The 12,945-nt window shown below is 57.7% G+C and carries 7 protein-coding genes, 1 tRNA gene and 2 pseudogenes; 6 read left to right on the top strand and 4 right to left on the bottom strand.

Annotation, left to right across the window (positions count from 1 at the left end; all coding sequences use genetic code 11):
* Positions 1-101 precede the first annotated feature (101 nt).
* The 4 genes from JCM25354_RS12595 to JCM25354_RS12580 all read right to left on the bottom strand — a co-directional run bounded on the left by JCM25354_RS12595 (position 102) and on the right by JCM25354_RS12580 (position 8,337).
* A complete protein-coding gene (locus JCM25354_RS12595; RefSeq protein WP_025886268.1) occupies positions 102-1,019 on the bottom strand; it encodes a Gfo/Idh/MocA family protein in 918 nt (305 codons plus the stop codon).
* 207 nt (positions 1,020-1,226) lie between these two features.
* Positions 1,227-5,747, bottom strand: a complete 4,521-nt coding sequence (gltB, locus tag JCM25354_RS12590; RefSeq protein ID WP_025886267.1) for a glutamate synthase large subunit — start codon at positions 5,745-5,747, stop codon at positions 1,227-1,229.
* Positions 5,748-5,752: 5 nt separating this feature from the next.
* Positions 5,753-7,213 carry an NAD(P)-dependent oxidoreductase gene (locus tag JCM25354_RS12585; protein WP_025886266.1) on the bottom strand — a complete coding sequence of 487 codons (1,461 nt, stop codon included), beginning with the start codon at positions 7,211-7,213 and terminating at the stop codon, positions 5,753-5,755.
* A gap of 176 nt (positions 7,214-7,389) precedes the next feature.
* Positions 7,390-8,337, bottom strand: coding sequence for a complex I NDUFA9 subunit family protein (locus JCM25354_RS12580; protein ID WP_025886265.1), 948 nt, complete (start codon positions 8,335-8,337; stop codon positions 7,390-7,392).
* Positions 8,338-8,448: 111 nt separating this feature from the next.
* Between JCM25354_RS12580 and JCM25354_RS12575 the strand changes: the two genes are divergently transcribed.
* The 6 genes and pseudogenes from JCM25354_RS12575 to lptB all read left to right on the top strand — a co-directional run bounded on the left by JCM25354_RS12575 (position 8,449) and on the right by lptB (position 12,940).
* Positions 8,449-8,535: transfer RNA gene (locus JCM25354_RS12575), tRNA-Leu, on the top strand.
* Positions 8,536-8,604: 69 nt separating this feature from the next.
* Positions 8,605-9,252 carry a ribonuclease D gene (locus JCM25354_RS12570; protein WP_025886264.1) on the top strand — a complete coding sequence of 216 codons (648 nt, stop codon included), beginning with the start codon at positions 8,605-8,607 and terminating at the stop codon, positions 9,250-9,252.
* Between the two features lie 138 nt (positions 9,253-9,390).
* A pseudogene (locus tag JCM25354_RS18855) lies at positions 9,391-10,424 on the top strand (KpsF/GutQ family sugar-phosphate isomerase).
* A complete protein-coding gene (gene lptC, locus JCM25354_RS12560) occupies positions 10,421-11,188 on the top strand; it encodes an LPS export ABC transporter periplasmic protein LptC (RefSeq protein WP_025886263.1) in 768 nt (255 codons plus the stop codon). Before JCM25354_RS18855 ends, lptC begins: the two are co-directional and overlap by 4 nt.
* Positions 11,188-12,167: pseudogene (locus tag JCM25354_RS18850) on the top strand (LptA/OstA family protein). Before lptC ends, JCM25354_RS18850 begins: the two are co-directional and overlap by 1 nt.
* Positions 12,164-12,940, top strand: coding sequence for an LPS export ABC transporter ATP-binding protein (lptB, locus tag JCM25354_RS12550; RefSeq protein ID WP_025886262.1), 777 nt, complete (start codon positions 12,164-12,166; stop codon positions 12,938-12,940). The pseudogene JCM25354_RS18850 and the gene lptB overlap by 4 nt, the downstream one beginning before the upstream one ends.
* Positions 12,941-12,945 lie beyond the last annotated feature (5 nt).

Genomic DNA, 12,945 nt, shown 5'->3' with positions numbered 1-12,945 from the left:
GTACTTCCATCTGGGCAAAACGAGGAATGTGATCGCCTGCTGATAATTTGAAACATGAACATTCCAGTACCCGGTTGTTCATATCACAATTTCTGCAAGCGTTACTGACGATGTACCCGCTCACCAAAAGCAAGGGCATCCGTCACCAGATCAAGAGCCCCCAGATCGAGAGATGACATCTTCTGACCAATCAGGGAGGCGAAATGCTGATAAACCCCTGCATATTCCTGACTGGGTAATTGTATCATTTCACATCCATTGACGAGAAGCCGGGCGCCTCCGTCTTGCAGAACGACCCTGTTGCTGTTTTCTCCCTCCCATATGATTTCCCAGATCTCGTTTTCAGGATCATGGCGCCAGTCAAACTGCACGGAGATCGGCACGGCCGAGCTGCACCCCCGAAGAGATAACGTCGCCTCGCAAGGGGCCTGCTGCCCAGCATGAAAATACAATTTTGCCGATTCATATAAAACCGTTTCAGGCAAAACCGCGCAAAGAATGGACAAGGCGTTTATTCCGGCGTCGAAAACACCCAGCGCTCCTGCCTGCCATAGCCAGGAAGCACCGGGGTGCCATTTTTCGGCATTTTCCTTCCAGGTAATCGTTACATGTTTTAATCCAAGCTCTGGCAGCACTTTCCGCAACTCCGGCACGGCGGCGGAATAGACAGAATGCCAGGCAGCAAAAACCGTAAGATTCTGCTGGTTGGCCAGGTGCACCAGCGCGACCGCCTGTGAACGTGTCAGGGTCGGGGGTTTCTCGAGCAGCACATGCCACCCGGCAGAGAGCGCCTCATGGGCAAGGGCGTAACGCAGGTCGGGAGGCGTGCAGAGGGCTACCGCATCCACTGCCAGACCGCTCTTCTTGAGTTCGGCAAGTGACCTGAAAACAGGGACCTCCACGACGGTGGGAACCGGCGATACAGCTGCCACAAGAGTGAAATCCGGATCATGCGCAATGACGGGCAGATGCTGCTGTCGGGCAATCTGCCCTATTCCGATGACGGCTATACGGATCATGCAAAACTCGTTCTCGATAGACCTTGTCAGGTACCTTGCCAAAGAAGGAATGCAGCCTACCTCACGAACAGAGACCAAGAATAATAAGGAAATAGCCCGAACTCATGGAGGAATGATTATCATTTCACCCGTATCTCTGAGCCGGTTATGACCGGGCATGAAAAAGCCGGCATCTTGTGATGCCGGCTTTTTTCCTGAAGTCAAAAGTCAGGCTGAGAGCGCCTGTACCTCATGTGGAAGTTCATAACCGATGATACGTGCGTAATCGCGTGGCACAATCTGCCAGAACTGCGGCAATACACGATCCCAGCGATGTAACAATTCCTTTGCATAGGCACTGCCGGTCTCATCAGCGTGACGCTGTACGAGGCCATGCAGGGTCTCTTCCCAGGCGCTTCCTGCCTCGACACGACCCCAAAGAAGGGTTTCCGGGTTGACCCGTGCTTCGAAGGTCTCGTTCTTGTCGAGCACAAAGGCCATACCGCCCGTGAAACCTGCCCCGAAATTGTCGCCGATCTGCCCAAGAACCACGATCGTTCCGCCGGTCATGTATTCGCAGCCATTCGAACCGCAGCCTTCGACGACGGCTGTCGCGCCAGAATTACGCACGGCAAAACGTTCACCGGCCTGACCGGCCGCAAACAGCGCTCCTGCCGTTGCGCCGTACAACACGGTGTTGCCGATAATAGCATTTTCTTCCGAACGCCAGGTCGCCGTAGGAGATGGGCGCACGACAATCGTGCCTCCTGACAGCCCCTTGCCAACATAATCATTGGCATCGCCGACAACGTCGAGCTTCAGCCCCTGCACCGCAAAGGCCCCGAGAGACTGTCCGGCAGAACCGCGCAGACGCAAGGTCAGATGACCTTCCGGCAGGGTCTTCATTCCGAATTTGCGCGTGATCAACGATGACACGCGCGTTCCGATGGCACGATGCGTGTTCTGCACTGTATAATGCAGATGCAGCTTCTCACGATGCTCGAATAGCGGGGTTGCATCGGCAATAACCTGAGCATCGAGCGTTTCCGGCACCTCATTGCGGCCCTTTCGGGTACAATAACGGGCATCAGGTCCCGGATCGGCCTGAACCAGCAGCGAGTTGAGATCCAGATCATCCAGATAATCTGCACCACGCGAGACCTGACGCAGAAGATCCGTGCGCCCGATGATTTCTTCCATACTTCTGAAGCCAAGCTCGGCCAGAATATTACGGACGTCCTCGGCAATGAAGGAAAAGAGATTGATGACCTTCTCGGGCGTCCCCTCGAATTTGGCGCGCAATTCCTCATCCTGAACGCATACGCCCACGGGGCAGGTATTCGAGTGGCACTGGCGCACCATGATGCAGCCCATAGCGACCAGCGCTGCCGTGCCAATGCCAAATTCCTCGGCGCCCAGCATGGCGGCCATCACCACATCACGCCCGGTCTTTAGACCACCATCGGTACGCAGCGTGACGCGATGGCGCAAACGGTTGAGCGTCAGCACCTGATTAGCCTCGGTCAGCCCCATTTCCCACGGCAGACCGGCATATTTGATCGAGGATTGCGGGCTGGCACCCGTACCGCCGCAATGACCCGAAATCATGATGGCGTCGGCCTTAGCCTTGGCCACACCGGCGGCAATGGTGCCGATGCCGGTACGGGCAACCAGCTTGACCGTAACGGTTGCTTCGGGGTTGATCTGCTTCAGGTCGTAAATGAGCTGCGCCAGATCCTCGATGGAATAGATGTCATGATGGGGCGGTGGCGAGATCAGCGTCACACCCGGTGTGGCATGACGCAGTTTGCCAATCAGTTCTGTCACCTTGAATCCGGGCAGCTGTCCGCCCTCACCGGGCTTGGCCCCCTGAGCGACCTTGATCTCGATCTCACTGCAGTTGTTCAGATATTCCGCCGTGACGCCAAAGCGCCCCGAGGCCACCTGCTTGATCTTTGAGCTCGCATTGTCGCCATTCTCGCGCGGCGTAAAGCGCGAGGCGTCCTCACCACCCTCACCCGAATCCGACTTTGCGCCGATACGATTCATGGCGATGGCCAAGGTCTCATGCGCTTCCGGGCTGAGTGCACCAAGCGAAATGCCCGGAGCTACCAGACGGCGACGAATGGAGGTGATGCTCTCCACATCCTCGACCGGGATCGGCTCCCGCACACGACGGAAATCGAGCAGATCGCGTAGTGCGGTCGGGGGCTGACGACGCACGGCATCGGCATAACGTTTGAACAGAGAGAAACTGTCGGTCGAGACGGCCGTCTGAAGCATATGGATGAGCTGCCCGCTGAAGGCATGAATCTCACCCTTGCGACGCAGCTTGTACAGACCACCAATCGGCAGGGCATCCACACCGCCCGCGTAAGCCATCTCATGCGATTTGAGCACATTACGCGCCAGACCAGGTAGACCGATACCCGAAATGCGCGAAGGCATACCGGGGAAGAACTGGGCCACCAGCGCACGAGACAGCCCGATCGCCTCGAAATTATACCCGCCGCGATAGGCTGAAACGATGGAGATGCCGGATTTCGACATGATCTTGAGCAGCCCCTTGTCGAGCGCCTTGCGGTAACGCTCCACAGCTTCACGCAGTGACAACTCCCCGAACAGCCCGCGCTGCAGGCGATCAGCGATGCATTCCTGCGCCAGATAGGGATTCACGGTCGTGGCCCCCACCCCCACCGTCACCGCCATGCCATGCACATCCATCACATCGGAGGAGCGGACGTTGAGCGAGGTGAAGGTACGCAGGGACTGACGCACAAGGTGGATATGCACGGCAGCAGTCGCGAGGATCATCGGGATGGCCACCCGTTCCTCGCTTTGCCCCTCATCGGAAAGGAAGAGATGGGTGCAACCACCACGCACATAATCTTCTGCCTCGTGGCGAATACGCGCAATGGCGTCGCGCAGCCCGGCCTCGCCATCGGCGGCGCGGAAGGTGCAATCCACCGTCGCACCGTCCCTGCCGCAGAAATTGCGCAGTGCCTCGAACTCACCCGTGGTGAGCACAGGGCTCGGCAATTGCAGCAGATCACACTGCTCGGGGGACTGGTCCAGGATGTTGCCCAGATTCCCGAGACGCGTGACGAGGCTCATCACGTTCATTTCGCGCAGGGAATCGATAGGCGGGTTCGTGACCTGGCTGAAGCCCTGACGGAAGTAATGGGCAAGCCCGCGATAGGTGCTCGACAGAACCTGAAGCGGCGTATCGTCGCCCATCGAACCGATCGCCTCTGCCGAGGTTTCAACCATAGGATGGAGAATGGTCTCCATCTCCTCATGGGTCAGGTTCATGGCCAGCTGGCGACGACGGAGCTGATCGGAGGTGAACAACACCGGTTCCGCCACATCACCACGCACGACCGAGCTGATGTTGCGAATGTTCTTTGTCCAGGAAATGAAATCCTGACGCTCGGCCAGAAGATCGAGCAGCTCCTGCGGCGCGTAGAGTCTGGCTTCATGCAGGTCGATACCCAGAGTTTCTCCCGGCCCGAGGCGCCCTTTCATACGGGTATTGGCATCCTGCACGCGCACCATACCCGCTTCGGAACCCACGATCAGCAGATCGTCCTGCGTGATGGTGTAGCGCAGCGGGCGCAGACCGGCGCGGTCGAGCCCGGCCACCACCCAGCGCCCATCAGTCGCACAGATGGCCGCAGGACCGTCCCATGGTTCCATCACGGCATTGCAGTAGGAGAACAAGGCGCGATGTTTGTCTGTCATGGCCGCGTTGCCACCAGCGCTTGCGGGCACCATCAGCGTCTTGGCCATGGGGGCATCACGCCCGGCATGGGTGAGCAGCTCGAACACATTGTCGAACATGGCCGTGTCAGAGCCCGCCGCCTGAACGACCGGTTTGAGATCGTTCATGTACGGATCAAGCTCGGCATTCGCGAGACGGGTCTCGTGGCTGCGCATCCAGTTCACATTGCCGGAAAGCGTGTTGATTTCACCATTATGTGCCAGCCGACGAAAAGGCTGGGCCAGCTTCCAGGTCGGGAAGGTATTGGTCGAATAACGCTGGTGATAGATCGCAAAGCGCGAGACAAAACGTTCATCGAGAAGATCAGGATAGAAATCCGTCAGGTTCTCAGCAAGGAACATGCCTTTGTAGATGAGCGAGCGACAGGAGAGCGAGCACACATAAAGATCGACATGCGCCTTGGCGGCTGCCTTCTCGATGCGGCGACGGATGACATAAAGATCGCGCTCGAACTCAGCCTCCGAGCGATTGAGCCGGTTACGCACCATGATCTGTTCAATTTCGGGGCGCGTCGCATTGGCCTTTTCACCGATACAGGCCGTATCGATCGGGACCTGGCGCCAGCCATAGATGCCATAACCGAAATCGAGAATCTCGCTTTCGATAATCGCGCGCCCAGCTTCCTGCGATGCCAGATCGGTCTTCGGCAGGAAAATCATTCCAACCGCAATACGACCCTCAATATGATCGTCACCGGCGCTGTGAATGGCTTCAGCGAAAAAATCCTGCGGAATTTCGACATGAATACCCGCACCGTCGCCGGTCTTGCCATCGGCATCGACGGCACCGCGATGCCACAGCGCCTTGAGGGCAGCAATGCCGGCCAGAACCACATCACGACGACGCTTGCCATCGAGTGCAGCCACAAGGCCCACGCCGCAGGCATCACGCTCCATGGTCGGATCGTAAAGACCTTCGAGGGCACGAACATTGTCCTGATAGGACTCGATATAGCTCTTCTCGGTCATGGCTCTTACTCCGCCGCCACCAGATGGGCAGCCTGATCTGCTGTCGCGTTCTCTTTTTCAGAAAGGAACTGGTGCATTTCTGCTGCGGCCTCACGCCCGTCACGAATGGCCCAGACCACCAGCGAGGCGCCGCGCACGATATCGCCACCGGCAAAGACACCCGGAATGCTGGTCTCGAAGCGACCGGGCGTAACCTTCAATGTGCCCCATTTGGTAACGGCCAGTTCCGGCGCATTCCACGTACCGGGCAGATCTTCAGGATCAAAGCCTAGCGCCTTGATAACGAGGTCGGCTTGGATGACGAAGCTACTCTCCGGCACAGCCTCGACGGACTGACGCCCTGACGCATCAGGCAGACTGAGACGCATCCTGTGAGCACGGACGCCAGTCACCGTGTCGTCGCCCAGAAAGGCTTCTGGTGCGGCCAGCCAGGCAAATTCGACGCCTTCTTCCTCCGCATTTTTCACTTCTTGAACCGAACCCGGCATATTCACCCGGTCGCGACGATAGAGGCAGGTCACCTTCTCGGCACCCTGACGGATCGAGGTGCGTACACAATCCATGGCCGTATCGCCACCGCCGATCACAACCACATGCTTGCCCCCGGCGTGAAGAATGGCATCATCACCCGGTGTTTCATGATAGCCACGACGGTTCGACGCTGTCAGAAAATCAAGAGCCTGAACGACACCGCCCAGCCCGCTGCCCGGCACAGAGACCTGACGCGAACGATAGACACCTGTCCCGAGGAAAACCGCATCGTGTTTCTTGCGCAGGCTCTCAAAGGATGTCTCTCCCGCTCCACTGCCAACTGGCGTGGAAAGGTGGAAAACAATACCCTGTGCCTCAAGCAATTCATGGCGGCGGGTGATTACGTGTTTCTCAAGCTTGAAGCTCGGAATCCCGTAAACCATCAATCCCCCGATACGGTCGTGACGGTCATAGACATGCACCTGATAACCGAGCGCCCGCAGCCACTCCGCTGCTGCGAGACCGGCCGGTCCAGCGCCGACGATACCGACACTCTGGGCCCGTTCCTGTGAAGGCTGACGCGGTTTGACCCAGCCCTGCTCGAATGCTGTCTCCGTGATAAACTTCTCGACTGCGCCGATCGTGACGCTTTCAAACCCTTTCTCGATGACGCAGTTGCCTTCGCACAGTCGATCCTGTGGGCAGATACGACCGCAGATTTCCGGAAAGCTGTTGGTTGCAGCAGAAAGACGATAGGCTTCCTCCAGACGGTTTTCGGCAGTGAGCTTCAGCCAGTCGGGAATATTGTTCCCCAGCGGGCAGTGAACCGAACAGAACGGTACACCGCACTGGGAGCAGCGGCTCGCCTGACGCTCTGCGTGGTCCACTGCAAAGGCCTGGTAGATCTCACCAAAATCCTCACGCCGTTCGGCGGCCGCACGCTTTTCAGGCATCTCCTGCGGCAATGAGACAAACTGCAGCATCCGTTCGGCCACGTCACGTCCTCCCCTTGAGCGAGCAAGCGCGACGGGCGCCTCTCGAAACATGAAGGAGAGGTAAGCCAAGCCCAAACTAACGATAAGTCATCAATGCTGACCTATTGCTGCGCTTATTTGTTCTTTTTGCACGAAAACGACATAAACCGGAAATTAATAGGTCCGTTTCGGACCATTTAGTTGAGAAAGGTTCGCAATACGCTGATTTTTCTCAGATATTCAGGAGCCCGATCATGAACGCCCTGGGGAGCGACTCCCAAGGTCTGCAAAGTCGCCGCATCAGATGCCACAACGTTATCCTGACCAAGCATCGCCAGCTGATCGCGCGTCAGCAGCTTTCCAGGCAGGTTTTCGAAAAGCCGCGCCTGCGCCATGGCAAGACCGTTCGGCACCTCCAGAAAAAGAGGTTTGCGTCCCACCGCATGTGCGACGAATTTTATGATTTCCATCATGCTCATACGGTCTGGGCCACCCAGCTCGAACACGCCCTGTCCTTTCGCAAACGACTCACTCTCCTGGATAAGGCAAAGGCGCGCTGCGTGGGCGACATCCTCGACATAGACCGGCTGCAGGCGAGTATCAGGATAATACACAGGCAGAACGGGCAGCAGTTTGGCCATCAAGCCGAACATGTTCAGAAAGCTGTCCCGGGGACCGAATACGACGCTGGGTCGCAGAATGATCGCGTCGGGAAAAGCTTCCCTTACACGTCTCTCTCCCTCCGCCTTGCTCCTTCCGTAGTGCGATGGTGCGTCAGCAGCCGCACCGATGGCAGAGACCTGAACGAAACGGGCGACCCCTTCCTTGGCGGCCAGATGCGCGACCCGGCCGGGTGCTTCCGCATTGATGGCCTTGAAGCTCGTCTTCCTTGTCTCGGTCAGGATCGAAACAAGATTGATCGCGGCATCCGCCCCCTTCAATGCTGCCTGCACCGAGGCTGAATCAGTCACACTGGCATAAACAGGCATGATGGTCCCTGAAGGTCCTTCTGCAATCAGCGCAGTCGCCTTTTGCGGCGCTCGCGACGCTACCCGGACGATATGCCCCTTGGAGACAAGCTGGCGCACCAGTGATCGTCCGATAAATCCGTTCCCACCGAAAACAGTAACGACAGAGCGTTGCATGAATTTTTTCCTCTTTTTTTCAAAGGGACGGTTGACGCCCCCTGCACTCCCCGGTAAACGCCTCTTCACCGAACGGGATGCCGAAAAAACGGCGATCCGGACAGCCTCTGAGCCCAGATGGCGGAATTGGTAGACGCGCAGGTTTCAGGTACCTGTGTCCGCAAGGACGTGGAAGTTCGAGTCTTCTTCTGGGCACCATACGAAAAACGGAAAAGCCGACGAGAAATCGTCGGCTTCCGTTTTTTCTAGCCCCAGGGTTCCGACATCATGGCCGCAGCGAATGCTTCAATCCATCTCTATGATGGTGACCTTCCCGATGATTTCGATCTCGGCCCCGTCGTTGCCGTCGACACAGAGGCAATGGGCCTCAATCCTCATCGTGACCGCCTTTGTCTTGTGCAGCTTTCTGCCGGTGACGGCGAAGCGCATCTTGTCCAGATCCGTCCCAGATCACTGGGCGGCCGTTATGAGGACTGCCCCAATCTCAAGGCATTGATGTCCGATGAGAGCGTGACCAAGCTGATGCATTTTGCACGCTTTGACGTCGCCCTGCTACAACATGCGCTGGGTATTACCGTATCACCTGTTATCTGCACAAAAATCGCCGCCCGACTGGTGCGCACTTTTACTGACCGTCACGGTCTGGCGCATCTTTGCCGTGAGCTTCTGGGCGTTGATCTTGCCAAGCAGCAGCAGACTTCCGACTGGGGCTCCGAAACACTTACCCCCGAACAACTCAGCTACGCAGCCTCGGATGTCCTGCATCTGCACGCGCTCTGGGCCAAACTCGAAGCCCTGCTGATTCGTGAAGGACGGCGGGAGCTAGCACAGGCCTGCTATGACTTCCTGCCTGCACGTGGGCGCCTGGATATCCTGGGTTATGAAGAGCCTGATATCTTCTCTCACCGCGCCTAATTACCTGACCGGACGCATCATGCGTCCCGGTCAGACACATCCAGATATTCCCGGGATCATAGCGAAACGCCACAGAAAGGCCTTGCTCAGATGGGACTGGGTGATTGACCTCAGGCCAGCAAAGCGGGAAGAGAACGCATGACCGAGCTTCCCTCATCCGGTTCGCGGAGCGTGACCGATCCGGAATACGGCCCCGGCGCCGCACTTGATAGCGCCTGTGCCACCCTTTCCGCAGAAATCACGGGCCTGTCGGCGTTGAAAACCGCCCTTATGATCCCCGATATGCTGGGCCATTCCTTCACCGAGGCCGTTGCATTGATCGCCCGCACCAAGGGGCGCGTTGTTGTCTCCGGGATCGGCAAGTCCGGCCATATCGGCAAGAAGATTCAGGCGACCTTTGCTTCCACTGGTACGCCCTCGTTTTTTGTACATCCTGCCGAGGCGCCCATGGCGATCTTGGCATGATCGATGTTCAGGACGCGCTTTTGCTGCTCTCCCAGTCCGGTGAAACCAGTGAGCTGGCAGCGCTACTCGAACATGCGGCCCGTCATGCTCTTCCGGTAATCGGTATGACCTCTGCGCCAGCCTCCACCCTTGCGCGGGCCAGCAGCGTTGTCCTGTGCCTGCCGCGCGCGCGCGAAGCCTGTCCGATGGGGCTCGCACCGACCACCAGCACCATCATGCAACTTGCTCTTGGCGATTCACTCGCCATCGCCCTGCTGGAACGTAGGGGATTTACCGCAAATGATTTCAGCGCCTTCCATCCCGGGGGCCAGCTTGGGGCGCTGCTCAAGCCGGTCCGCAAGCTCATGCATGTCGGCAATGCCATGCCGCTTGGCACGGCCAACATGACGCTTTCGGATGTCATCATGGAAATGACACGCAAGGCGTTCGGCTGCATCGGGATTATTGATGAAACCGGGGCACTGATCGGTCTGGTAAGCGATGGCGATCTGCGTCCTGCCCTGACGCGCAATCTCGATACAACGACAGCAGGCGAGATCATGAATCGCGACCCAATCACCACAAAAGGTGACATACTCGCTCAGGAGGTCGTTCACCTGATGACGGCACGACGCAAAGCGATCAATAGTCTTTTTATCCTTGACGATGACCGGCACCCTCTGGGGATCGTCCGACTTCACGACCTGCTTCGCACGGGAATCGCATGACGGAGAGTTCGCCTCCTGAAGACCACAAGCGCCCGCAGCGCGATGATTTCTCTCGCGATGCTGTCAAACTGGCCGCATTGCGGGAAGCCATGCGTGAGCAGGGCCAGTCGCGCGAGCGCGCCATACCGACCTCATCCGATCTCGCTTCGCGTCGTCGCCTGCTCGACACGGCCAAATGGGCGCTTCCCCTTCTCGCCGCCCTGCTTCTGGGATCGATTGCCGTCTGGCCCGAAATTGCACGATGGCTCAGCGCCAATCGCGCTGTCATGCAGGAAATGGCGCAGATGCGCGTTGAAAGCGGTAATCTCGAGGGGGCCATCTATCGCGGTCTCGACGTCCATAACCGCCCCTATATGGTCACGGCGCGCATTGCCCATCAGAATGGCCCTGATCGCATCGATCTGGTTGATCCGGTTGCTGACACGCATATGGCCGGCGGTAACTGGGCACAAATCACGGCAGACAAGGGTGTCTACATGCAGCATGAGCAGACGTTGAACCTGACCGGTCATGTCGTACTCTATCGCGATGATGGTACGCTCATGAACGGATTGACCGCTGACATCGATCTGCATCGGGGTGTCATTGCCTCGAATGACTGGGTGCATGCCGAAGGGCCATTTGGCATCCTGGATGCGCAAGGCTATTTTATCGACCAGCATGACAATCTGCTGCAATTCGTCGGACCGCAACGCGTTATCCGCAATGATGACCGTCAGGATGCCATGCCTGCCCTTACTTCACCCGCACACAAGGCCCCATGATGCGTCGCCTCATCCCTGCCCTGACCCTGAGCTCGCTTCTGATCGGCCTGCCTGTTGCCGGTGTAACACTCGTCGGTCTTTCCAGCTCCGGGGCTCTGGCACAGGCCATCGACATGTCTCATGGCGAACAGGTTCATATCAGCTCTGCCGGTCCTCAGACCTATGACCACGACGCCCAGACAGTTACATTCGTTGATCAGGCGCGGGCTGTAAGAGGCGATGTGACGATCGACGCGGATCAGCTGATCGGTTTCCTGCGCAAGAAGGCACCCGACCCCAATGCGCCACCACCGCCCCAGGGTGATTCAAAAGCCGATAACGGCAAAGGAGACGGCGATGGTGCCATGGGCGGCTCGATGGAGCTGTACCGTATGGAGGCCATTGGTCACGTGCACATCTACACATCCACTGACCAGGCCTGGGGAGACAAGGCGCTTTATGACATCGATCAGGCTGTCTTGGTCATGACAGGCAAGGCGCTCAAACTCACAACCCCCCAGGACGTCATGACAGCGCGGGATGTGATGGAATATCATGCCAATACGCGCATGTCGGTCGGCCGTGGCGACGCCACTGTCACCACCAATGACGGCAAGCGCATCAAGCTGATGTTCTGGTCGCTTTCAGCAAACCGGATAACGCCGGACCTGCTCAGGCGAAAACTGCCTCCGGCAGCGATGGCTCGGCGCAGCGTTCGTCCAAACTTGATCGTGCCTATGCCTGGGGCCATGTCATGTTGCGAACACCCAACGAAACAGCAACAGGTGACCGGGGCGTTTATGTATTTGACACACAGATGGCACGGCTCATCGGCCATGTGCATGTTACAAGTGGCCAGAACCAGAATAACGGCGCCTCAGCCATCGTGAACATGAAAACGGGTGTCGCGATCATGAATCCGGCGCCGGGCCAGCGCGTCGAAGGCATGGTCATTCCCAATGAAGCCTCGAGCAGCAAGCCCGGAGAGACACATCCATGAGCGACAACGAAACCGTCATCCTGCAAGAGGTCATGGATGACCCTCAGGTGAAGACGGGGCTGATCGCCCACGGGATCGGCAAGAGCTATAAAAAACGACAGGTCGTTCGCAACGTCTCCCTTCAGGTACAGCGCGGCGAAGCCGTCGGACTGCTTGGGCCGAACGGTGCAGGCAAGACCACTAGTTTTTACATGATCGTTGGTCTCGTACAGCCTGATACAGGTACAATTACCCTTGATGGTGCCGATATCACGCAGCTGCCCATGTACCGGCGAGCCCGTCTCGGAATTGGCTATCTGCCACAGGAAGCCAGCATCTTCCGCGGGCTGAATGTTGAGCAAAATATTCTGGCCGCTCTTGAGGTGATAGAACCGGATTACGATCGTCGTCAGACCATGCTTGACGGACTTCTGGCTGAGTTCGGCATTTCGCATCTGCGTCATTCGCCCTCCCTGGCCCTGTCGGGTGGCGAACGTCGTCGTCTGGAAATTGCCCGTGCCCTGGCCAGTCAGCCGAATTACATCCTGCTCGACGAACCGCTTGCAGGTATTGATCCGATCGCTGTTGGCGAAATTCGTGATCTGGTGTCACATCTCAAGGATCGTGGTATCGGGGTGCTGATCACAGATCATAACGTACGCGAAACCCTTGAGGTCATCGACAGGGCCTATATCATGCATTCCGGTCAGGTCCTTATGGAAGGCCTCCCTGAGGAGATCGTCGCGAATGAAGACGTACGTCGCGTCTATCTGGGAGAAAATTTCTCCCTTTGATTCCT

The organism is Asaia prunellae JCM 25354, assembly GCF_000613885.1.
In the GTDB taxonomy this organism is placed as follows: Bacteria; Pseudomonadota; Alphaproteobacteria; order Acetobacterales; family Acetobacteraceae; genus Asaia; species Asaia prunellae.
The sequence above is the reverse complement of the archived record's forward strand: the minus strand, read 5'-3'. Positions and strand labels throughout refer to the sequence as shown.

Excerpts from the sequence above, each read along its gene's own strand:
- JCM25354_RS12580 (WP_025886265.1), bottom strand. The coding sequence starts at position 8,337 with ATGCAACGCTCTGTCGTTACTGTTTTCGGTGGGAACGGATTTATCGGA.
- lptB (WP_025886262.1), top strand. The coding sequence starts at position 12,164 with ATGAGCGACAACGAAACCGTCATCCTGCAAGAGGTCATGGATGACCCT.
- lptC (WP_025886263.1), top strand. The coding sequence starts at position 10,421 with ATGACGGAGAGTTCGCCTCCTGAAGACCACAAGCGCCCGCAGCGCGAT.
- JCM25354_RS12595 (WP_025886268.1), bottom strand. The coding sequence starts at position 1,019 with ATGATCCGTATAGCCGTCATCGGAATAGGGCAGATTGCCCGACAGCAG.
- JCM25354_RS12570 (WP_025886264.1), top strand. The coding sequence starts at position 8,605 with ATGGCCGCAGCGAATGCTTCAATCCATCTCTATGATGGTGACCTTCCC.
- gltB (WP_025886267.1), bottom strand. The coding sequence starts at position 5,747 with ATGACCGAGAAGAGCTATATCGAGTCCTATCAGGACAATGTTCGTGCC.